At 43.9% G+C, this 22,841-nt stretch carries 21 protein-coding genes and 1 pseudogene; 17 read left to right on the top strand and 5 right to left on the bottom strand.

The window, feature by feature from the left end; translation table 11 throughout:
* The first annotated feature begins 7 nt into the window (after positions 1 to 7).
* A complete protein-coding gene (locus BBH88_RS01975) occupies positions 8 to 916 on the top strand; it encodes a catalase family peroxidase (RefSeq protein WP_006829362.1) in 909 nt (302 codons plus the stop codon).
* 39 nt (positions 917 to 955) lie between these two features.
* Here BBH88_RS01975 and BBH88_RS01980 read toward each other — a convergent pair whose 3' ends face one another.
* The 3 genes from BBH88_RS01980 to BBH88_RS01990 form a co-directional block, all read right to left on the bottom strand.
* On the bottom strand, positions 956 to 2,329 hold the full coding sequence (locus BBH88_RS01980) for a Glu/Leu/Phe/Val family dehydrogenase (RefSeq protein WP_065536234.1): 1,374 nt from the start codon (positions 2,327 to 2,329) through the stop codon (positions 956 to 958).
* Between the two features lie 108 nt (positions 2,330 to 2,437).
* The gene (locus BBH88_RS01985; RefSeq protein ID WP_065536233.1) at positions 2,438 to 3,928 is read right to left on the bottom strand and encodes a glycine betaine uptake BCCT transporter; all 1,491 of its coding nucleotides are present in this window, start codon (positions 3,926 to 3,928) and stop codon (positions 2,438 to 2,440) included.
* Between the two features lie 90 nt (positions 3,929 to 4,018).
* Positions 4,019 to 4,579, bottom strand: coding sequence for an SLOG family protein (locus tag BBH88_RS01990; RefSeq protein WP_065536232.1), 561 nt, complete (start codon positions 4,577 to 4,579; stop codon positions 4,019 to 4,021).
* Between the two features lie 215 nt (positions 4,580 to 4,794).
* Between BBH88_RS01990 and BBH88_RS01995 the strand changes: the two genes are divergently transcribed.
* The 13 genes and pseudogenes from BBH88_RS01995 (at position 4,795) to BBH88_RS02055 (ending at position 17,128) form a co-directional block, all read left to right on the top strand.
* The gene (locus tag BBH88_RS01995; RefSeq protein ID WP_006829358.1) at positions 4,795 to 5,745 is read left to right on the top strand and encodes a threonine ammonia-lyase; all 951 of its coding nucleotides are present in this window, start codon (positions 4,795 to 4,797) and stop codon (positions 5,743 to 5,745) included.
* 147 nt (positions 5,746 to 5,892) lie between these two features.
* Positions 5,893 to 6,666, top strand: coding sequence for an SDR family oxidoreductase (locus BBH88_RS02000; protein WP_065536231.1), 774 nt, complete (start codon positions 5,893 to 5,895; stop codon positions 6,664 to 6,666).
* A 31-nt stretch (positions 6,667 to 6,697) separates the two neighbouring features.
* Positions 6,698 to 7,255, top strand: a complete 558-nt coding sequence (locus tag BBH88_RS02005; RefSeq protein ID WP_006829356.1) for a TetR/AcrR family transcriptional regulator — start codon at positions 6,698 to 6,700, stop codon at positions 7,253 to 7,255.
* A 23-nt stretch (positions 7,256 to 7,278) separates the two neighbouring features.
* Positions 7,279 to 7,701 (top strand): acyl-CoA thioesterase, encoded by a 423-nt coding sequence (locus tag BBH88_RS02010; RefSeq protein WP_006829355.1) that lies wholly within the window; start codon positions 7,279 to 7,281, stop codon positions 7,699 to 7,701.
* A pseudogene (locus BBH88_RS02015) lies at positions 7,691 to 9,457 on the top strand (acyl-CoA dehydrogenase family protein). Before BBH88_RS02010 ends, BBH88_RS02015 begins: the two are co-directional and overlap by 11 nt.
* 12 nt (positions 9,458 to 9,469) lie before the next feature.
* Positions 9,470 to 10,444, top strand: a complete 975-nt coding sequence (locus BBH88_RS02020) for a quinone oxidoreductase family protein (protein ID WP_006829354.1) — start codon at positions 9,470 to 9,472, stop codon at positions 10,442 to 10,444.
* Positions 10,441 to 11,424, top strand: coding sequence for an MBL fold metallo-hydrolase (locus BBH88_RS02025; RefSeq protein ID WP_006829353.1), 984 nt, complete (start codon positions 10,441 to 10,443; stop codon positions 11,422 to 11,424). Before BBH88_RS02020 ends, BBH88_RS02025 begins: the two co-directional genes overlap by 4 nt.
* A 15-nt stretch (positions 11,425 to 11,439) precedes the next feature.
* Positions 11,440 to 12,375 carry a ketopantoate reductase family protein gene (locus BBH88_RS02030; RefSeq protein ID WP_006829352.1) on the top strand — a complete coding sequence of 312 codons (936 nt, stop codon included), beginning with the start codon at positions 11,440 to 11,442 and terminating at the stop codon, positions 12,373 to 12,375.
* Between the two features lie 359 nt (positions 12,376 to 12,734).
* Entirely contained in the window at positions 12,735 to 14,471 is a 1,737-nt protein-coding gene (locus BBH88_RS02035; protein ID WP_065536230.1) for a carbon starvation CstA family protein, read from the top strand.
* Between the two features lie 69 nt (positions 14,472 to 14,540).
* Entirely contained in the window at positions 14,541 to 14,804 is a 264-nt protein-coding gene (locus BBH88_RS02040) for a cory-CC-star protein (protein ID WP_006829350.1), read from the top strand.
* A gap of 24 nt (positions 14,805 to 14,828) precedes the next feature.
* Complete coding sequence (locus BBH88_RS02045; protein WP_006829349.1) at positions 14,829 to 15,761, top strand: ArsA family ATPase; 933 nt, start codon at positions 14,829 to 14,831, stop codon at positions 15,759 to 15,761.
* 5 nt (positions 15,762 to 15,766) lie between these two features.
* A complete protein-coding gene (locus BBH88_RS02050; protein ID WP_006829348.1) occupies positions 15,767 to 16,750 on the top strand; it encodes a zinc-binding dehydrogenase in 984 nt (327 codons plus the stop codon).
* A gap of 69 nt (positions 16,751 to 16,819) precedes the next feature.
* Entirely contained in the window at positions 16,820 to 17,128 is a 309-nt protein-coding gene (locus BBH88_RS02055; protein ID WP_006829347.1) for a DUF4870 domain-containing protein, read from the top strand.
* 160 nt (positions 17,129 to 17,288) lie between these two features.
* Here the strand turns inward: BBH88_RS02055 and BBH88_RS02060 are convergent, their stop codons facing one another.
* Both BBH88_RS02060 and BBH88_RS02065 read right to left on the bottom strand, forming a co-directional pair.
* Positions 17,289 to 17,729 carry a YtoQ family protein gene (locus tag BBH88_RS02060; RefSeq protein WP_065536229.1) on the bottom strand — a complete coding sequence of 147 codons (441 nt, stop codon included), beginning with the start codon at positions 17,727 to 17,729 and terminating at the stop codon, positions 17,289 to 17,291.
* 53 nt (positions 17,730 to 17,782) lie between these two features.
* Positions 17,783 to 18,004, bottom strand: coding sequence for a hypothetical protein (locus BBH88_RS02065; RefSeq protein WP_006829345.1), 222 nt, complete (start codon positions 18,002 to 18,004; stop codon positions 17,783 to 17,785).
* A 130-nt stretch (positions 18,005 to 18,134) separates the two neighbouring features.
* On the opposite strand from BBH88_RS02065, the gene BBH88_RS02070 reads away from it, so the two are divergent.
* The 3 genes from BBH88_RS02070 to BBH88_RS02080 all read left to right on the top strand — a co-directional run bounded on the left by BBH88_RS02070 (position 18,135) and on the right by BBH88_RS02080 (position 22,733).
* A complete protein-coding gene (locus BBH88_RS02070; protein WP_065536228.1) occupies positions 18,135 to 19,301 on the top strand; it encodes an exonuclease SbcCD subunit D in 1,167 nt (388 codons plus the stop codon).
* On the top strand, positions 19,298 to 22,390 hold the full coding sequence (locus BBH88_RS02075) for an SbcC/MukB-like Walker B domain-containing protein (protein ID WP_065536227.1): 3,093 nt from the start codon (positions 19,298 to 19,300) through the stop codon (positions 22,388 to 22,390). Before BBH88_RS02070 ends, BBH88_RS02075 begins: the two co-directional genes overlap by 4 nt.
* 130 nt (positions 22,391 to 22,520) lie before the next feature.
* Complete coding sequence (locus BBH88_RS02080) at positions 22,521 to 22,733, top strand: hypothetical protein (RefSeq protein ID WP_006829342.1); 213 nt, start codon at positions 22,521 to 22,523, stop codon at positions 22,731 to 22,733.
* Positions 22,734 to 22,841 lie beyond the last annotated feature (108 nt).

Genomic DNA, 22,841 nt, shown 5'->3' on the forward strand with positions numbered 1-22,841 from the left:
TGATAAAATGGACAAATTAGCAGAAACGGCTATTGGTCAGATTGAGAAGATATTTGGTACACATCCAAGTTTTCGGAGAGCCCATGCAAGAGGAAAGAGCTACAGGGCACGTTTCACAGCGACCGGTCTTGCCGGCCATTTGACGACAGCTTCGCATTTTCAAGAGGGGGAAATCGCAGCGTTTGTGCGCTTTTCGCATTTTTCTCCGGATCCGACATGGGCCGACGCGATGTCTCCGGTCAAAGGCATGGCGGTGCAATTCCAATTGCCGAACGGGGAAGTCACCAACATCGTGGGTGTCACATCTCCCATTTTCTTTGCTAGAACACCTGAAATTTTTACCGAGATGCTTGGCGTCGTCAAGTCATTCAAGAAAGGCAAACCAAGTTTAACGGAACTGGCAGACTTGCTGGCAGATTATCCAGAAAGCGGAGCGATGATTGCCAATATCCGGAAAATGCAGGCGCCGTCAAGTTTTGCAACAGGTCAATACAACTCAGTCCATGCATTTTATTTCATCAATCAGGAAAGGCAGCGGCAGCCGGTCAAATATCTTTGGGAACCGGAAAGTGGAACGGAAACCTTATCGCTGCTAGATGCGATTGCCTTGCCAATCGGTTTTTTCGAAACAGATATGGAAGATCGTATTGCAAAAGGGCCAGTGATGTTCCGTTTAAATGTGATTTTAGGGCAGCCGGGAGATCCCACCGATGATCCGACAAAAGAGTGGCCGGAAAACCGGGAGAAGCTGACGCTTGGCTATTTGACGATTACGGAAAAAGCACCGGAAGTAGAAAAAATCATGTTCGATCCGACTCTTGTAACAGAAGGCATCGAATGTTCAGAAGACCAAATCCTAAACTTTCGGCACCATGCGTACAAAATCTCGCATGACCGTAGAATTTCGGAAATATAAAAAAGCACAGCCCGTAAGTCGGGCTGTGCTTTTTGCAGTTCAGTAGAGCTTACCTTGCCGATAGAGCACAGTCGACAATCGCGTGACCGCATGGATAAAGCAGTTTTGACGAAGGGCAAATGGATCTCCATAGTATTGCGGTAATATCATGTCCATCGTTTCTTTCATTTTATCTATCAATAATCGATAGACTTCAGCTTCATCATAAAATTGAGTTTCACGACCTTGTAGCCATTCAAAGTAAGAGACAATGACCCCACCGGCATTTGCCAGGATATCAGGAATGATAACGACTCCTTGCTCACTCAAGTATTGGTCAGCTTCCGGTGCAGTCGGTGCGTTCGCCCCTTCAATGATGATTCGCGCCTGGACATCTTTCATATTATCTTTTTGAATCTGGTTTTCTAGTGCTGCGAGAAGTAAGACGTCAACAGGCAAAGTGACGAGGCAATCGCGTTCTTTGATTTCAGCTTTGATGGTGGCACTTTGCAGTTGCTCTTCTGTTGAGGGCAAATCCCCGCGGTTTGTTTTGGTGAATTCAATCAATGCAGGGATATCTAATCCGTTTTCGTTGTATAAAGTTACGTTGCGATCACTAACAGCAATAATTTTATGGTTAATTAAATGACAATGATAGGCTTCAAGAGCTGCAACAGAGCCCACATTTCCGAAGCCTTGAACGGCCATCTTTAAAGGTCGGTTGTATAGCTCCAAAGTGGTTTTGGCAAAAAGATTGTCACTCTTGGTAAGCAGCTGTTTATTTGCTTTTACATAATCATGAAGCAAATAGCGGAAGGTAAAGTAAACGCCTTTTCCAGTTGCTTCCCGCCTTCCAAGAGAACCGCCGTTAACGACACTTTTACCTGTAAAGCTTCCCAAATAAGACGTGCCAGGATGGACCAGCTTGTATTCTGCCATCATCCAGTCCATTTCCCGTTCACCTGAACCCATATCTGGTGCAGGAATGTCTTTGTCGGGACCGATGACATCCGCAAAATAACTAACATATTTTCTGGAAATGAGATTCAGTTCTTTTTCCGAATATTCGCGTGGGTTGATGACGATTCCACCTTTGCCTCCACCAAATGGAACTTTATGCAGGGCATTTTTTAAGGTCATCAAAAATGCCAGATTGATGACTTCTTCTTCATTTACACTTTCGTGGAATCGAATTCCGCCTTTATAAGGTCCCATCGCATCGTTGTGCTGCGCACGATAAGATGGAATTCGCACCACGCTCCCATCATCCAGGGGAACTCTGAGAAAAGATTTATGTATTTTGTCGGGTGTGGAAAGAATGGCGCTCAGTGAAGCGAAAGCCTGTTTTCTGTTCGTCAAGTCTGGTAGGAACAAATCATTTTCAAGCAATGCATCCAATGATTCCTGGATAATTTTTTTGGTTTCTGCCTGCATGTCTGGAACACCTCCAAGTTTACTGTCTAGTTATCCTATACCCCAACCTTCTCTATTTAACCAATAAGAAAAGCCGCTTTTGGAGGTGACTCCAAAAGTGGCTACTGGTTATTTTTTATTTTGCATCAATTGCAATTCGAGGTTCAAGGCCTTGAACAAAGCAAACATCATCAAGATGATGACAAAAGAGAAAGGCAATGCAGCAATGATGATGGTATTTTGCACCGCTGTCAAGCCGCCTACCGATAGCAAGATGGCAGCCACCATCGACTGGGCAATTCCCCAGAGAATTTTGATTTGATTGCTTGGCAACAATGAGCCATGCGTCGACTGCATTCCTAATACAAAAGTGGCCGAGTCAGCTGAAGTGATAAAAAATGTACTAACAAGCATAATCGCGATGATCGACATGAGAAATCCGAGAGGCAGCTCGTTGAACATCGCAAATAAAGTCTGTTCAGTTGGAAAGGCTGTCAAATCAATTCCGCTTTTCTGGAAATTGATTGCCGTTGTGCCGAAAGTAGCGTACCAGATTCCGGCGAAAATGCTTGGTGCAAGAACGACACCGGCTAGAAATTCACGAATTGTCCGACCTTTGGAAACGCGGGCAATAAACATGCTGACAAACGGCGCCCAAGAAATCCACCAGGCCCAATAAAAGATTGTCCAGCTATCCAACCAACTACGGTTTTCCGCATTTAAAGGGGCAGATTTGAAACTCAAGCTTATGAGGTTTTGGATGTATTCCCCAAAGGTTTCAGTAAACATATTCAGAATTAAAAGAGTTGGACCTAAAACCAGTACCAGCATCAGTAAAATAACTGCCAAAATCATGTTGATATTGGACAAGTATTTAATTCCTTTGTTTAGCCCAGACCAGGCCGAAATGATGAACAGGATGGTTACAACGCCGATGATGATGATCTGCACCCAATATTCCTGTGGCGCTCCGAATAAATAAGCGATGCCCCCGTTAATTTGAGCAGCGCCAAATCCGAGTGATGTTGCTACGCCGAATACTGTTGCAAAAACAGCGAGCACGTCAACAAGCGTTCCTAAAGGACCGTTCATCTTGTCTCCGAAAATTGGCTTCAATGTTGATGATATTAATGCAGGTTGACCTTTTCTGAATTGGAAAAATGCTAAAGACAGTGCGACCATTCCGTACATCGTCCAGATATGGATGCCCCAGTGGTAATAAGAGCGCTGCAAGGCTTCTTTGAACGCCGCGTCCGATCCAAGTTCAGTTGTTGCTGTTTGAACAGCGAAATGAGATAGGGGCTCTGAAGCTCCATAAAAGACGAGACCAATTCCCATTCCCGCGGAAAACAGCATGGAAATCCAGCTAAACGTCGAGAACTCTGGACGATCCGAATCTTTGCCGAGACGGATTTTGCCGTAAGGACTGACCATTATGATGGCAACGCAAATCATTAGGATAGCCATGATCAATAGATAGTACCAGCCAAATGCAGTGTTGATATAGTTACGGATACTTCCAGTGGCAGATTCAAAGGTTTCAGGTGCGATAACACCGAAAGCGACAGTTAAAATGACCAGTGCAAACGTGATGTAAAAGACTTTCGAAGCTTTCTTCATAGTTCCCCCTGAAATGATTTTTTTAACATAGTTGCTAAGGTTACCTAAAAGCAGGCTCACCGTCAACTGGGGAACAGGTTCTGAAAGCTTTTAGCTATCCCATTCGTTCATTTGTTCTTCTTCTGTCACAACTCGAAGGTCATCACCGGTTATCGTAAGTACCTGATAGTCTGTGGTCTCTGCATAACGATCAGCTTCTTTTTTGATGAATTTGGGCGAGCCATCGGTTTCTTCGTCGTAGACTATTAAAATGCCGTCAGAGTTGCGCAGGAAAAATTTGTTTTTTTCGATAAACTGCCAAGGTGCTTCGTAGGGTTTGCTGGTCAAACTGCGGTGAAAGTCGGCTTTAGAGAGGATTATTCGGTACTGCTCTTGCTTTGTTTCATTCCATCTTTTTTCTTGTTCCAGAAAAGGTGTCAGCACGGCATACTTCAATTCCGGAAACTCTTCTCTCATATTTAACACCACTTCTGCAGCCCAGGTCTCAACTCCGAGTTGTCCGCTCAAGAGGATCCATTCCAGACCTTCGTCAAGCAATGCCCGAAAACGGTTTTCCAGCGCTTTTTTAATAAAACGGATGCCCGGGTTCTTTTCATCGAATATCCCTAGTTCATGTTGCTTGTAGCCAGTGACCACCAATCGTTTCAACAATTTCTTCACTCCTTTGCGGGATTTGCAATCTTAGTCTACCGTAAAGGGGGATGGATTGAATACCCACATCTCCTACTTACATCGATAAAAGAAACTAAGCAGGAAGTGATCGGGTATTCATCGGTGACTGAATTTTATCTGAATAATTAATTTTTTACACATGAATATGATAAGATCGGGACAGATAGAAAAAGCGAGACAAAGGAGCGGGTAAAATGGTCAGCTTGGATGACGTGAAAAAAGCGTATAGAGAAATCGGTGATACCATCCAAAAAACACCGATCTTAACTTCTTCACTTTTGAATGAGCGCTGTGGAATGCAGGTCTGCTTAAAAGCAGAGCATCTTCAAAAGACGGGTTCGTTCAAAATACGCGGAGCCACGAATGCCGTAAAGCAAGCGGTGGCAGGAGGTGCACGTTTCATCACCGCAGCATCGTCGGGCAATCATGGGCAGGCCGTCGCCTATATTGCAAGTCAATTAGGAATTCCAGCGATGATTGTCGTGCCGGAGGACGCCAATCGCGTGAAAGTCGAAGCGATTAAAGCCTACCAGGCCGAAGTCGAGTATTGCGGACTGACATCTGCTGAGCGGATACCGAGAGCTAAGCAATTGGCAGAAGACAACCACGGCGCCTATATTCCCCCGTACGATCATCCAGCTGTCATTGCTGGTCAAGGGACTATCGCAATCGAAATTTTGAAGCAGGTACCGGATGTTGATGTCATCGTTGTGCCGGTTGGTGGGGGCGGCCTAATCGGCGGAATTCTGTGCGCGGCAAAAGCTTTGAAGCCTGAAGTCCGGGTAATTGGTGTAGAGCCGGAGACCGCAAACGATACGTTCCTGTCACTTCAGAAAGGGGAAATCACGGCGATTTCTGGAACCACGACCATTGCAGACGGACTGCGCACTTCGCAACCCGGTGATTTGACCTTTCCGATTTTGAGAGAGCATCTGGATGAATTGGTCCTGGTTTCTGAAGTAGAAATAAAAGAAGCGTTTCAATTTCTGCTGGAACGTACCAAACAGCTGATAGAACCATCAGGTGCAACTGCCTTGGCTGCGGTGATGGCAGGTAAAGCCGGCATGGCAGATGAAAAGGCTGCAGTCATTTTGTCAGGAGGCAATGTTGACCTGTACCAAATTCCACATTTTTTGACCAGCTGAATTGGAGGAGAAACTAGGAGGAGGAGCATTTTTTCCATTGCGGCTCTTCTTGCAATACAAAATTGAAAGCGGTAACATGAAATCCAAGTATTCTGAACATACTAACTAGTTAGTATGATTTTTTATTATCAGTCAGGGGGATGGAAAATGAACGTAATGGATTTATTCAAGCTGGATGGCAAGACGGCCATTATCACAGGAGGGGGCCGAGGTCTTGGTGCTATGATGGCAGAAGCTTTTGCTGAAGCAGGGGCGAACGTTGTCTTGTGTTCACGCAAAGTGGAGGCCTGTCAGGAGACGGCTGACAAACTCATGGAGATGGGCGTTGGTACGCTTGCGTTGGCCTGCGACGTTACCAATCCGGAAGATGTAGAAAATGTCGTTCAACTAACGCTCGAGAAATTTGGTTCCATTGATATTCTGGTCAATAACTCAGGTGCAACATGGGGAGCGTCTGTTGTCGACATGCCATTGGATGCCTGGAAAAAAGTCATGGATGTAAATGTGACTGGCACTTTTTTAATGAGCCGTGAAGTAGGAAAGACGATGATCGAAAAAAGGAGCGGAAAAATCATCAACATCTCATCAGTTGCGGGACTCGGGGGGATCGATCCGACGCTAATGGATACGATTGGCTACAACACCAGCAAAGGCGCGGTCATCACTTTTACAAAAGACCTCGCTGCTAAATGGGGTCAGCATAACATCAACGTGAATGCCATCGCTCCAGGATTCTTTCCGACTAAAATGTCGAAAGCGGTAATGGAGAAAGGGCAGGAAGGCTTGCTAGCCCGGACGCCTTTGAATCGTTTTGGGACAGAAGAGGATTTGAAAGGAACGGCGTTGTTTCTGGCATCCCAAGCGTCCGATTACATAACGGGTGATATCATTATCGTCGACGGTGGTATGCACGCTCTTTAAATTACCGAAAAACGAATGGCGGGGAATAATCATGAAAGAGGACATCAAACAGCAAAGCATTCTTCTGTTTGAGAAAAAAGGCTTTAGTGAGACGTCTATACAAGACATTGTTGAAGCTTTAAATGTGACCAAAGGAACATTTTACTATTATTTTACCAGCAAAGAGCAGCTGCTGATGGACATTCACTTAGGCTATATCGATGATCTGCTGGAACGCCAGGAAATAATTCGGCAAAGCCAGCTCAACAACCGTGAAAAACTAGAGCAACTTATCGCATTATTGATTACGGATATTGCAAATCACGGACCAAGTGGGAAAGTGTTCTTCAGGGAAATGCGGCATTTATGCGAAGAAAACGCGGTAGAAGTAAAAGGGAAACGTGAGAAATTCCGGAAAAACCTTGAAAAGATTATAAGTAACGGTGTCGCTGAACATGAATTTCGACAAGGGCTTGAACCTGAGATGGTTGCTTTTGCTATTTTAGGCGTTACCAATTGGAGTTATCAATGGTTTAATCCAACAGGAGGAATATCAGCAGATCGGCTAGCTGGCATTTACAGTGATTTGATTTTGAATGGAATCGCTTAATGCGTAAAGGAGGGGAAATAGAGATGGCTCATGAAATTCCAATAAAAGTGCGTTTTAGTGAAACTGATGCATTGGGACATATCAGCAATATCAGTTACTTCATTTACCTGGAAGAAGCGCGAACTGACTTTTTTGCAGAACTTGGTTTTGGACACGATATCAACAACTGGAAAATTATTTTAGCTTCAGCATCCTGTGATTTCATTAGTCAAGGCCACTACAATCAAAGACTGATGGTTCGAACAGAAGTCAGTAAAATTGGCAATTCAAGTTTTCAGGTTGTACATGAAATCAAAGGCCAGAAAAGCGGAGAGCTTATTGCAAAAGGGCAGGCAAGTGCCGTCCATTTCGATTTTAAAACCCAAAAAAGTGAAGCTTTGCCAGAGGCCAACCGAGAGCATCTAGAAAAGCATTTAATCAGGGAGGCAAGCCATTATGAAAACTAAAACGACGGCTTATAAAGGAGCAGCATTTCTTTACCAGCCATCCGAGCACTTTTTTTCCCCAGAAGATTTTACAGCGGAACATCAATTAATTGCTAAAACAGCTAAGCGCTTTCTGGAGAAGGAAGTTCGGCCCAACAATGAAGAAATTGAAAACCAAAACTTCGGGTTGGTCAAAGAGCTGTTTGGAAAAGCAGGAGAGTTGGGCTTGCTTGGACACAGTATTCCAGAAGTATACGGAGGTCTCGGTCTGGACAAAATCAGTAAAGGATTGGTCGGCGAGTCGCTCGGATCAGCTGGAGGTTACGGAGTGGCGCACTCCAATCATACATGCATTGCGACTTTGCCAATCACTTATTTCGGTACGCCTCAGCAAAAAGAGAAGTATTTGCCGAAATTGGCTTCCGGTGAATTTATCGGTGCTTATTGTCTGACAGAACCAGGGGCTGGATCAGACGCCCTTGCCGCCAAGACCACTGCCAAGCTGAACGAGAATGGCACTCATTACCTATTAAATGGAACGAAAATGTTCATTACCAATGCGGAGTTTTCAGATACCTTTATTGTTTATGCAAAAGTGGATGGCACTGCCTTTACTGCGTTTATCGTTGAGAAAGATCATCCTGGTCTATCGCTTGGACCCGAGGAACAGAAGATGGGCATCAAAGGTTCTTCTACGCGTGCAGTCATTTTCGAGGATTGTGAAGTACCGGTGGAAAATCTTCTTGGCGAAATCGGTAAAGGCCACGTCATTGCTTTGAATGTCTTGAATCTGGGCCGCTATAATTTGGGTTCTGCTTGCATGGGCGCAGCTAAGTATGGATTGGAGCTTTCGTTGAAATATACTAAAGAGCGTCACCAATTTGGCAAAGCGATTGCTGAATTTACAGCCACTCAGGAAAAATTGGCTGATATGGCATTGCGTATTTTTGCTTCCGAATCACTGCAATACCGAACTGCCGGATATCTGGAGGATGCGCTTGGCGACCTTTATGAATCGGAAGATCATAGCAAGATAGCCAAACAGTTGATGGAATATGTGGTCGAATGTGCAGTTTGCAAAGTGCATGGCTCGGAAACGCTCGACTTTGTAGCGGATGAAGCACTGCAATTGCACGGGGGATATGGCTTTATCAAAGAATATAAAGTAGAGCAAATGTATCGTGACTCACGGATCAATCGGATTTTTGAAGGTACTAATGAAGTAAACCGTTTGCTGATACCTGGCAATTTGCTGAAACAGACAGCGAAAGGAAATGTGCCACTTTCGTAATTGACGGTTTCGGCTATCGAAGAAATGCAATCTCCACAAAAAATAGTTGATGGTCTCATTTCCCGGGAAATAGCGGCCGTAGAGGCGGTTCGGCGTATTTTCCTGTTCAGCACAGGTGTTGCGTATGAATCATATGGTACTGGAATGGGAGAAGAACAGGAAGTTTTGATGGCGTTGGCGGACATCGCAATTGCTTTATACGCGTTGGAATCTGCGGTGATGAGAACGGCGAAAGCAATAGAAACAGATAAAGAAAAGCAGTCCGCGTTGAAAGTTCTTATGGTGCAGGCGCTAACTGGTGATGCACTGCTGGAAGTGGAAATGGCGGCGCGCAAATTGATGCAGGCAGCTTCTTCAGAAGACCAATTGGCTCGTAATACGACCGCTGTGACGAACGAGTTGATCCGGCTGCAGCGCAGTGGTCTGGATAAAGTGAAGAGACAAATTGCTGAGAAGCTGGTGGATGAGGAACATTATATTTGTTAGGAGGAGACAGTGATGAAAGTTATAAAGTTTGAAGAATATGGTGGACCAGATGTTCTGCAGTTTGTTGAGGCGGAAAAACCGGATCCGGCAGGTACAGAAGTAATTATCGAAGTTAAGGCAATTGGCGTCAATTATGCTGACACGGCAAGGCGCGAAGGAAAGTATGTAGTACCGACTGAACTACCCTATATTCCAGGATCAGAAGTGGCTGGTGTGATTGTTGAGATCGGAGAAAACGTAAAGAACTTTAAAGCAGGTGATCGTGTTGTCGCGCTGATCGGTTCTGCAGGGTATGCGGAATATGCCGCCGTCGACCAAAGTGTCCTGACAGAAGTTCCAGAAGGCGTCGGTTTTGACCAGGCTGTCGCTTTGCCACTGCAGGGGCTGAGTGCCTATCATATTTTGAAAACCATGGGGAGGCTCGAAAAAGGAGAAACGGTGCTGATTCATGCGGCTGCTGGAGGTGTCGGTGCAATTGCAGTGCAATTAGCCAAGATTTTCGGTGCTGGAAAAATCATCGCAACTGCCAGCACAGAAGAAAAGCTGTTTCATGCACAGAAAATGGGGGCAACTCACTTAGTCAACTACACGGAAGAAGGATGGGTCGAAAAAGTTAAGGCTATTACCGATGGCAAAGGTGTAGATTTAGCACTTGAAATGGTAGGAGGCGAGGTCTTCAATAAAACCGTGAAATGCCTTGCTCCATTTGGACGGCTCGTCATATTCGGGGCTGCCAGTGGAAAACAGGCCACTTTCAGTCCAGGTCAGTTAATGCGAAAGAACCAATCAGTCATCGGCTTTTTCCTGCCTCAGATTATGCGCTATCCGGAATTGTTCCAACGGAGTTTCAGCGAATTATTAGGCTATATGAAGAGCGGAAAATTGATTTTAACGATTGGTGCAACCTATCCGCTTGCAGAAGCTGCTAAAGCACACAAATCGCTGCAGGGACGGAAAACTATTGGGAAGCTAGTGCTGAAGCCATGACACCTCCTTTGGCAAATCGAGAGCTTGAAAATGCGGCGATGCTGGAAAAGCTTGGAGTTGAGCCGGTTCGGATTGAACTGCCGTTCCGTTTAGATCATGTAAACTGCTTTATGGCAGAAAATGATCACGGTTGGACTGTCATCGATGCTGGGTTAAACAATGACAGAACGAGAGAGGTGTGGAGTGACAAGCTGGGTGATAAAAAAGTCACCGATATACTGGTGACTCATTACCATCCGGACCATTTTGGATATGCGGGTGGATTGCAAGAAAAAACAGGGGCGCGAGTCTGGATGACAGAAATAGATGCACAAGTAGGCATGGCTGCCTGGTCAGCTTCGTTTTTGGAAAGCATACCGGGAAACTACCGGACTTCTGGAATTTCAGAAGAACAAGTAGCTCAGATGGCAAAGAATACGGAAGAATTCAAGCCTCTTGTTTCACCTTTACCGCAAATTGACCAGTATTTGAAAGAAGGGGATTCCGTGAAGATTGGTCATTTTGAATATCGAGTTATTTGCACACCCGGACATTCAGATGGCATGATTTGTTTTTATAATGAAGAGCAAAAAACGCTGTTTTCTGCAGATCATATTCTACCGAAAATCACACCCAATATTTCGTATTGGTTTCATGGCAATGATGACCCCTTAGCATCGTATTTGAGTTCGTTGAAAAAGGTTAGGGAGTTGGATGCTGAATTTGTTATTCCATCTCATGGGAAACCATTTTATGGAGCCAATCAGAGAATTGATGAGCTGTTAACGCATCATGACATACGGCTAGATGAAACGCTGGAAACCGTCCAACAGGCACTCAGTATTTTTGAAGCGTGCGAAATGTTATTTCATCGTCCTTTAACCGTTCATGAAATGCGCTTTGCCGTTGGAGAAACCTTAGCACATCTGGAATATTTGCGGCACAGAAAAGAATGCACACGCATAATGGACAACGGTATTTGGCGTTATGAAAAGGTATAGAAAAGGAGTGAAGTAATGAAGATATTAATTGTTGGAGCAGGAGCTATTGGTGGATATTTTGGTGGGCGTTTATTGGAGAAAGAAGAAGACGTCACATTCCTGGTGAGAGAAGGTAAAAAAGAAAAGTTACAGCAGACAGGATTGAACATTCACAGCAAGCATGGGGATCTGCAGTTTTCACCAAAGTTGATTACTAAAAATGAACAAAGCCGACCATTCGATGTTGTGTTAATATCTACAAAATCCTATCAGCTTGCAAATGCAATAGAGGATGTTCAGCCGTTCGTTGGTCCAGAAACTATGATTTTGCCTCTACTGAATGGCATCGCTCACTTGCAGTCCTTGACTGAGGCGTTTGGAGAAGAAAACGTTCTTGGAGGATTGTGTTTTGTCGAATCGACTTTAGCGGAAGATGGCACAATTGTTCAGACTAGCCCTGTCCATCAACTGATTTACGGCGAACGAACGGGCGAAAAAACAGAAAGAATTGGAAAACTAGAGTCGGCCTTTACGGGCACCAAAGCGGAGTTCATCAAGAGCGATCACATCAATCAGGAAATGTGGCATAAGTATTTGTTCATAACTGCGATGTCTGGCATTACTTCAATGATGGAAACTTCTATTGGACCGATACGAGATCTTGAAACAGGACAGCGCACCATTCAAGCATTTTTGGAAGAGCTTACGGCAATCATGGAAAAGATGGATGCTCCGATCAAACCTGGAATTGCTGAAACACAACTCAAGCGGATTAATAGCATGGGTGCGGAGATGAAATCTTCCATGCAGCGGGACATTGAGAAGATGCAGCCTACTGAAGCTGAACATTTACAGGGATACCTGCTTGTACGAGCCAAGGAAATGAAGGTAGCGGCTCCTGTCCTTGAAATCATTTACACCAAATTGAAACTATATGAACAAAAAATAAACACTGACCTTCAAAGTGAATAACTGATTTTGTTTATTTAATATTGCTTAAGACAGTTTCCAAAGGCTTACGCCGAATCCACTCGAGCTGCGCCTCCGAGTAGGTTACTCAATCGGCAGCTGGGTTACGTCCATCAAAGCGATTAATGAGCATTCCGAATCTTTTCAGTGTTTTGCTCTATATTTTTCGACAACTAAGGAAGAAAACAGAAAATCGCTTATTCGTTGGCAAAGGCTAAAGCGATAGATAGAAAGTTATCTCTTAAGCTGAATTGATCAAACGAATAATTTATCGGAACATTTACATTATTGCGTGACTCCTCTATGATTGAGCTACAAGTTCGTTTGTCAGCGCTTGCAAAAAAGAAAAAGGGGCTGGATTTATGAATGCTATTGCACTTGCTGCTATTGGAATTTTTGTGTTTGTACTAGGTTACCGTTTTTATTCCAAATACATAGCAGAAAAGATTTTCAAGCTTGACCCGAACTATGTTACACCCGCACATCGCTTTAAAGATGGCGTCGATTTTGTGCCTACCAATAAATTTGTATTGTGGGGTCATCACTTCACTTCCGTTGCTGGAGCTGCACCAATTTTAGGTCCAGCTATCGCAGTTTATTGGGGTTGGCTGCCAGCGGTGTTATGGGTCGTGCTCGGAACTGTTTTTGCTGCGGGAGTTCATGATTTTGGAACATTGGTCTTGTCAGTCCGAAACAAAGGACAGTCAGTGGGTACGCTCGCGCATCGCTTGATTGGCCAGCGCGGAAAGATGCTATTCTTGTTCATCATTTTGATCTTGGTTTTAATGGTTAATGCGGTATTCGCTTGGGTCATTGCCAATCTATTCATCTCTTACCCTGCCAGCGTCATTCCGGTATTTATCCAGATTCCTTTAGCGATTTGGATTGGGTACGCCGTTTATAAGAAGAATAAGAAAATGCTTGTTCCTTCACTTGTTGCTCTGGCAGTCATGTACATAACCGCTATCGTTGCCAGCCAAGTGAGCTTTCTTCAAATTGACCTTGTTAAATACATGGGTGGAGAAGATGGAGCCGGGCTATTCGGTCTCGGAGCGATTTCAACAGCCTTCTTTATCTGGATTATCGTGCTGATGGTATACGTCTATATCGCTTCTACTTTGCCGGTTTGGAAATTGCTTCAGCCGCGTGACTTTATCAACTCTCACCAATTGATTGTCGGACTGGGAATTCTTTATCTTGGGTTATTGTTTACTAATCCGGAAATTACAGCGCCTGCAACTAATCCAGATGCCGATATTTCCTGGTTCCCGTTGTTGTTCATCACCATTGCCTGTGGAGCAATATCAGGCTTCCATGGACTTGTTTCATCGGGGACTACCTCAAAACAATTGGATAAAGAAACCGAAGCACGTTTTGTCGGTTATTTAGGAGCAGTAGGTGAAGGGGTTTTGGCACTGATTTCAATCATTGCCGTTATCACATTGTTCCCTGACCGTGAGACATTTTTTGCAACTTACAGCAGTTTCCAAGCTTCTAACGGAGCTGGTTTAGGCGCATTTATCGAAGGGGCTACCAATTTAGCTCAAGGCTTGCTGATTCCACCCGAAGTTGCTTCGACGATTGTTTCTATTATCGTCGTGTCGTTTGCTGCAACAACATTGGATACTTCGGTCCGCTTAATGCGTTACATCATTTCGGAATTAGGTGTCGAATACAAAATTCCTTCTCTTGAGAAAAAGCACGTAGCTACGACAATTGCTGTTGGGGCAAGTGCGGCACTGGTCTTGCTTCCTGAAGGGCCAAATGGCTTTGGCTCAGGCGGTTACTTATTGTGGCCGTTATTCGGAACAGCCAACCAACTGCTTGCCGGCATCAGTTTATTGCTTATTTCCATTTGGCTCAAGAAACTTGGACGAAATTACATGATTACAATCATCCCGATGATTTTCCTGATGTTCATGACGCTTTGGGCAATGTTCCAGCAAGTGTTCTTGCAATGGGCGTGGTATGCAGAACAGCCAAGTATGCTGTTATTTGTCTTTGGAGCCATCATCTTTGTCTTTACACTTTGGATTATCCTGACAGCTATTCAGGCATTGCTTAAGAAAACAGATCCTGGTTTCTCAGAAGATGAGTAAAATAAGAAAATGGCCAAGGGGTCATGCGTTTTGTGATCCCTTCCATTTTTAGTAGAAAGAGGTGTTGATATGTTGGTGTTCGACAAGTTGAAACAGTTGATTGCTTTTTATGAAGCTGTCCTTGAATTGCCGCATCGCACTGAAATTGCCCGTGAGCTTCGGGATGAGGACGATCTCTTCCTCCTAATGCTTTATTCGGAGATGCTAGGGATCCCGAATCCAGTCTATTACTATACACTAGAATTGTATCCGTACATGATTGAAGAATTCCATGACTGGCATCTGCGTATGGGCATGGACAAATCACCGTTAACAGGCATTCGCTGCTGTTAATTTCTTTAGGAATGAGGGAATAGAATGAATGTACTATCGAAAAGCATCATTTTTGTCGGAGGAAAAGGGGGTGTCGGAAAATCGACATCAGCTGCAGCTATTGCTTGGAGATCAGCCAAAGAGGGCAATAAAACTTTATTGATATCAACGGACCCTGCCCATAATGTGGGGGATATTTTTAACCAGAAAATTGGCGGCAAAACAAAAGCGATTGCTGATAATCTCTATGCTCTTGAAATTGATCCGGAAATTGAAACGGATAATTATATTAAAACGGTAAAAGCCAATATTAAAGGCACGGTCCATTCGAGTATGATGGAAGAAGTGAACCGGCAATTAGACACGGCGAAAGCTTCGCCAGGTGCAGACGAGGCCGCGTTATTTGATAAGCTGATTCATATCATCCTAGAAGAACGTCAGAACTTTGACAAATTGGTGTTCGACACCGCTCCAACTGGCCATACTATCCGACTTTTGACTTTACCCGAATTGATGGGTGTCTGGATTGAAGGACTGCTTGAAAAGCGCCGCAAAACTAATGCTAATTACACACAATTGTTGAACGATGGCGAACCGCGGGAAGATCCGATTTATGATGTTCTGAGAGAAAGGCAGGAGCGTTTTTCGAAAGCTCGTGATCTGCTGTTGGATGAACAGAAAACTGGATTTATCTTTGTACTAAATCCGGAACGCTTGCCTATTTTGGAAACCAAAAAAGCCCTGGATCTTCTGCATAATTATCATCTTCATGTGAATACTCTCATTGTCAATAAAGTCTTGCCGGAAGCGGCAGATGGTGAATTTTTAATGGAACGAAAAAAGCATGAGAAAAAATACATGCAGCAGATTGAAGAAACTTTTCCGAAACAAAAACTGGTTTATGTTCCGTTATTTTCGCAGGATATTGTCAGCAAGACGCAATTGGAGTTATTCAGTGAATACTTTAAGGAAGGGTGAAATATGTGAAAGCATTCGTAATGGAATCAGGTGAATGGAAATTAAAAAACATGGAAGAACCAGTAACGAAAGCAGAAGAAGTCTTAGTGTCTTTAAAAACAGCAGGTATAAATCGTAGAGACTTAGGTTTGATTAAGCGTTATGGGGATAATCCCGAAGCATTAATAGTTGGATCTGACGGGGCAGGCATAGTTGAATCGGTGGGCGAAGATGTAGTCGACTTTGCCACCGGAGACGAAGTAATCATCAATCCTGCATTACGCTGGCACACAAACAGCGAAGCACCACCCGCAGAATTCGATATCCTAGGAATGCCGGACCATGGAACATTTGCCGAAAAAATTGCGATATCTGCTGAACAATTGGAGAAGAAACCTCCTTATTTAAGTTGGGCAGAGGCAGGGAGTTTAGCTTTGTCGGCATTGACCGGATATCGCGCGTTATTTACAAAGGGACAGTTAAAAAAAGGGGACACTCTTTTTATACCAGGCGCCGGAAGCGGTGTCGCGACATTCCTGATTCAATTTGCCAAAAATGAGGGAGCTAGAGTAATCGTCACTTCTCGTAGTGAAGAAAAGCGTCAGCACGCCAAAAGAATTGGAGCTGATTTAGCTATTCCTACTGACAGTGATTGGCTGAAAGAATTAGCAGATGAAACGATTGACCTCGTTATCGATAGTGTGGGAGGAGCTACTTTTAATCGATCACTCGACATTCTCAAAAAAGGCGGACGTATCGTTATTTTTGGAGCCACTACAGAAGATACTGTGGATCTCAATCTTCGCAAATTCTTTTATGGACAATATCAATTAGTCGGTTCAACTATGGGGAGCCGTGAAGAATTACGTGCTATGCTTGAACATATGGAGTCTTTTAATATGCGGCCAGTCGTCGACAAAGCATTTCCGTTGGACCAGGTAGAGGAAGCTTTTGATTATTTAGCGTCGGGCAACCAATTTGGCAAAGTCGTTTTAAACATTAGCGAATAAAGATTGAAACTTTCCAGTGGTTCATCCGTATATTACAGTATAAGAAAGATTTGACTGGAGGTTTACATGATGGAAAACACAGGTTTGAAAATACTTGTCCATGCCAGCGCGTTTTTCGCTCCGTTTCTTGTTCCAGTGATTGTGTTTCTAATTTCAGAAGATAAAGAAGTCAAGAGGCTGTCAATTCAAGCGTTGCTGTTCCAACTTGCTATAGGTGTACTGATTTCGATCTCCAGCTTGCTGATCATTTTCGTTATTGGAATTCCGATGCTTATTGTATTCGGGCTGATGGGTGTCATCATTCCAATTATGGGGATTATCAAAGCGCTCAACAACGAATATTTCGACTACCCAATAGTCGGAAGCTGGTACAGATAAAAAAGTCCCCCTTGAGGGACTTTTTTTATTGCGACGAAGCTAACGGAGCGATGCAGGAGCAAGGGCCCTTGTCTTGAGGGTGAGCGACGAAGCTAGCGCATAAAAAATTGAAAAACAGCCACTCTCAACCTTGAAAGATAAAGGGCGAAAGCGGCTGTTTTCATTCGATGATATAAGTTAACGCTTTAATTGCCTGGTCACAGGTTTCAACCGTGGCATTTGCTTTTCGTGACAATTCTTTTAATGGATGATGTAATTTTTCCGGACGGATGAGAATGACCGGCTTGCCGGAAGCAAGTGCTGTACTGGCATCCATCGCCGTATTCCATTGTTTGTATTGTTCACCGAAAAGTGCGATGACCAAATCAGCTTTGTACATCAAGACACCAGTGCGCAAGTTATTAAAACTAGAAGCAGCGTGGTCTTTAGCGACAGCATCAGGTTGTTCGCCAAGAATATCTTCACCAATATTGTCCGAGCGTTCGTGAATTTCCATCGGTCCGACAAAATCAATCGGCAAATCCAATGCGGCTGACTTTTTTTTGATTTCCTCGCGCCAGGCGCTGTGGATCTCCCCAGCAAGATAAACAGTTAATCTCATCATTTCACCCTCCAAAACACGTTTCCTACAGTGTATCATAAGGACAGATGGGCTTATATAATCTGGCGCTCTTTATGGATAACGGGAATCAGTGAAAGCACATTATCTATTTTAAAGGTGCGTTTCTTACGGCGAAGAAAACAATAGGCCTGGAACGAGTCTCCACTGACCTTCAAAATGTTGATGCGGCGTTTGCTGATGGTTCCATCATTGGCCATGTACACCATGTCAACAAACTGCTGGTATTTAAAAGCCTTTAAAATTTGTGCTTTCATGAGTAACCCTCCTTTTAGTGAGAACGTTTGTTCTTATTATAGGGCATAAGTGAAATTAAAACAAGCAGCCAGTATCGTGTATAATGGAACGAACATATATTCTTTTGTAAGTGAAGAAAGGAGCAATACAATGAAATTTTTTCATACCGCTGACTGGCATTTGGGCAAGCTGGTACAGGGAATCTATATGACAGAAGAACAACAATTTGTATTGGAGCAATTCATGGATGCCATAAAAGAGCAACAGCCGGATGCCATCATCATTGCGGGAGATCTTTATGACCGAGCAGTTCCGCCAACTGATGCCGTCAATTTACTGGACGAGGTACTAGCAAAAATAGTGCTGGAATTAAAGACGCCGGTACTGGCAGTAGCAGGCAACCACGACAGTCCTGGAAGGTTGAATTTTGGCAGTCGGCTAATGAAGATGAATGAAATCCATATCGCGGGGCATGTCCATAAAGATCATCGAGCGGTTGTCTTGAGCGACCAGTTTGGAGAAGTCCATTTTCATTTGATTCCTTACACGGATCCATCGATGGTTCGTTATGAGTTTGAAGATGATGCCATCCGTACCCATAATGAAGCTATGAAAGCCATTACGGAAAACATCAAAGCCGCATACGACCCACAAGCTCGTCATGTGTTTGTAGGACACGCTTTTGTGACACATCATGGCGAACAGGAAGAGAATACCAGTGATTCTGAACGGCCGCTGTCGATTGGCGGGGCAGAGCATGTGGATGCCCATCATTTCGAAGGATTTCACTACACAGCACTTGGCCACTTGCATAAAGCCCATTACGTGTTAAATGAAACAATCCGTTATTCGGGATCGCCTTTGAAGTATTCAATTTCAGAAGAGCATCACCAAAAAGGTTTTCATATTGTTGAAATGGATGCACGAGGCGAAGTGTCAGTAGAGAAGCGCTTATTCTCGCCGAGGCGCAACATGCGGACTGTTGAAGGCACCATTAATGAAATTTTACGTCATGAAATTAGCGATGATTTTGTCTTCGTGACTTTATTGGATGATGCTCCTGTGCTGTTTCCGATGGAAAAGGTGCGTTCAGTGTACCCGAATGCCATGCACGTGGAACGGAAAAATTTTTCCGGGAGTATGCTGCAAAGTGAAGTGGGATCACGCCGTAAGATGGATTCATTGTCCTTGTTCCATACTTTTTACGAAGAAGTGAAAGGCGAAAAAGCGTCAGCTGAAACTGCTGATATCTTCAAAGAAGTGCTTCAGGAATTTCTGCAGGAAGAGCCTGCCAAAACAGAAGAGGTGAAATCATGAGGCCTTTAAAGCTGAAAATGACTGCATTCGGCCCTTATAAAAACACCGAAGAAATTAATTTTGCTGACTTACAAGGAAATCAGTTGTTCGTTATTTCAGGTAGCACCGGTTCGGGGAAGACCACTATTTTTGATGGCATCTGCTTTGCTCTGTATGGCTCAGCTAGTGGCTCTGACCGCAGTGAATCACGGATATTAAGAAGTGATTTTGCGGATGATGCAACGCATACTTGCGTTGAAATGGAATTCGAAATCCATGGCACAGTGTACCGGATTTTACGCCAGATGGGACACGTGAAAAAAGGAAATAAAAGTGCCACTGGCGAACGCTACGAGTTTTTTGAACGTATCGGGGAAGGTGAAAAGCCTTGTGTTGAACGGCAGATGGTTTCGGAAATCAATCGGCGTGCCGAAGAGATTATCGGATTGACACAAAATCAGTTTAGCCAAATCGTCATGCTTCCACAAGGTGAATTCCGCAAGCTGCTGACTTCTGAAACAGATAACAAAGAAGAAATTCTTCGTAAAATCTTCAAAACGGAGCCGTATAAACTGATCAGTGAGCGGCTTAAGCAAAAAAAAGACGAGGCAGCCAAAATCTTTGAGCGTGAACAGCATATCCTGAGTAGTTATATCCAACGGATTACTTCTTCTTTGCCGGAACGCGATTCGGAAATTTTTGAAGTATTGAGCCGTGAGCATACGAACATCAATCAGGTGCTTGCCGGACTAGAAAAAGAGGCCGACTATTACAAACAAAAGATCAATAGCGATGAACAAAAATACCAGACTGTCTACACCCTTCATGCTGACAAAATGAGCGCTTACCACGAAGCAAGAAAATGGAATGACCGCTTTGGCGAATTGGATACGAAAAAAGCGCAGCTCGAACAGTTGAAACAGCGGCAGGCAGAATATGCAGAAAAAGAAATAGCTTTGCAATCAGCGGAACGCGCCGGCTATATTGCTGGTATTGAAAGCTTATTCCATGAATTGAGCACCGATGAAATGAAGAAAAAAGCGGATCTAAAAGCTTCAATCAGCCAGCAAGAGCAGGCAGAGCAAAACAAGCTTTCTGCTGAACAGGTGTTTATTGCGCAACAGGCGCTTCAAGGCGAACGGGACAAGCTGCGTGAGCAGATCATTTATCTGGAAAAGCTATTGCCAGCCATTCAAGAGCTGGAGCAGAAAAAAGAAAATCTAGCCAGTCTTGAGAAAGAGGCGCAGCAGTCGGAAATCCATCGGAAGCAAGCTGGAAAAGAGTTTACTATTCAAAAAGATGAGAAGCAACAGTTTGATGAAAAAATCGCCAAATTGGAAGTTTTTCTGGAATCATCTGATGAAACGCAGCAAGAACTAACGGCTGTCACAGAGAAAGCTAGACTAGCAGCTGAGTATATTTTGCTGAAACAGCAAAAAAAGCAGCAACAAGCTATTCAAGAAGCAAAAAAGATAACTTTTGAACAAGTAGAACTTTCTTATCGCCAACTGGAAGCTCAGTGGTTTGCCGATCAAGCGCATATTCTAGCCACTCAATTGCATGATGGGGAAGCCTGCCCAGTCTGTGGAAGCGTGGAACATCCTGGCATAGACCTGAAAATAGAAGAACAAACTGTATCAAAAGAGCAAGTGGAAGCAGCAAAATCCGATTTTGACTTAGTGGACGGAGAATACCGCAATGGATCAGCTAAACTATTCACTTTGCAGGAGCAACTGAGAAATAAACAGGAAGAACTAACAAACCTGAAATTGGATGCGGAGCAGGCAGAAGAGCAGTCGCGTCAGCTGGAACAAACAAAGCTTCAGTTAACAGAGCAAATAAAAGAGCAGCAGGCAGCTAAGTTGGATTTGCGGAAATGGAAAGAACAATTAGCTATTTGTTCCAGTAAGATTGAGGAATTAGAGCAAAAAAATCGTGGGATGGCGGAAGATGTGCAGAAAAAGCAGTCTTCTTATCATACCGCCAAAGCAGTTTTTGAAAACGAACTGGCTGCGGTTCCAGAAAATTTACGAAAGCTTTCTGTCTTGAAACAGCAGTTGCAGCAATCGGCTTCGCGCAAGCAGCAGTTGGAACAAAGCTGGACTAGCGCTCAAGAAAAGTTTCAAAAATCGAAAGAGCAACTGGCGAGTGCCGCGGTTTCCATCGGATATTCCAAAGATATAGCAGAAGAAATAACAAAAAAAAGAACAAGAGCTCAGCAGCAATTTGCGGAAGCCCTGGTAAAATCGTCATTTGATTCTGAAGCAGCTTATCAGCAGGCAAAAATGACAGAAGCCGCGCTCACAGCTTTGAAAAAAGATGTCTTGGAGTATAACCAAACCCGCCATACTTTGCTGCAGCAGGTCAACGAGCTGGAAGAATTGCTGGCAGCTCAAAGCCGCAAGGACCTGAACCAGGCTGAAACAGAACTGGCAGAACTAAAAGGTACTTACGAGCAGGCACTTGTTGAACGCAATCGCTCACAGGATTTCGAAAAGGCTGGATTGAGCTTGATTGCCAATATTCATGAGGTAATTGGAAAAGCACTTGAAGCTGAGCAAACACTAAACCGGATTGCAGATCTTCATGACATGATCCGTGGACAGAACGGTTTGAAGATTTCTTTTGAACGCTATCTGCAAATCGAATATTTGGAACAGATTATCCTATCAGCCAACGAACGGCTGAAAAATTTATCCAATGGTCAATTTCACTTGATCCGTAGTGACCGTCAGGAAGCGCGGGGCAAACAAAGCGGGCTTGGCTTGGACGTCTATGACGCGTATACGGGGCAGACACGTGATGTAAAGACCATGTCAGGTGGGGAGAAGTTCAACGCATCGCTGTGTTTAGCATTGGGAATGGCGGACGTTATTCAAAGCTTCCAAGGAAATGTCTCCATTGATACAATGTTCATCGACGAAGGGTTCGGTTCGCTTGACGAAGAATCGCTCAATAAATCGATTGAAACGCTGATTGACCTGCAAAAATCAGGACGAATGATTGGGGTCATTTCACACGTTCAGGAATTGAAAGCCGCAATTCCAGCTATCTTGGAAGTCGAAAAATCAAAAGAGGGCTACAGCCGTACGAAGTTTCTCATCAAATAAAGACTACTATTGCTGATTCTGACGTTTGAAGTCTTTCTGAAAAGTGAATGGTAATGGTAATGGTTGATTGCATAAAAGATAATGGTTGATTTACTTGGAAACCAAAGAAAAAACCAAAGGAGTCTAGAACATGAAGAACTTTAGTTTTAAAGCGCGAATTCTTTACTTCGGTGCAATTGCTCTAATAAGCCTTGCTTTCTTTGCTTTGCAGTTGACTGCTGTAGTGGAAGGAAGCGATGGAATAGGTTCTATGATTCTTGTGATCCTATGGGCATTGATGGCATTGTTCGGCCTGTCCGGCGTTGTTTTTGCCTTGAAAAATCGAAACCGTCAGAAAAACTGACGGTTTTTTATTTATACAGAGAGCACAATGGTACAGAAATTTCGGAAAAAATAGAGCCAACATCATATATGGTAAAGTTAGAGAATACGAAGAAAAGCGGGGGTTACA

Source organism: Planococcus antarcticus DSM 14505, from assembly GCF_001687565.2.
Taxonomy (GTDB): Bacteria; Bacillota; Bacilli; order Bacillales_A; family Planococcaceae; genus Planococcus; species Planococcus antarcticus.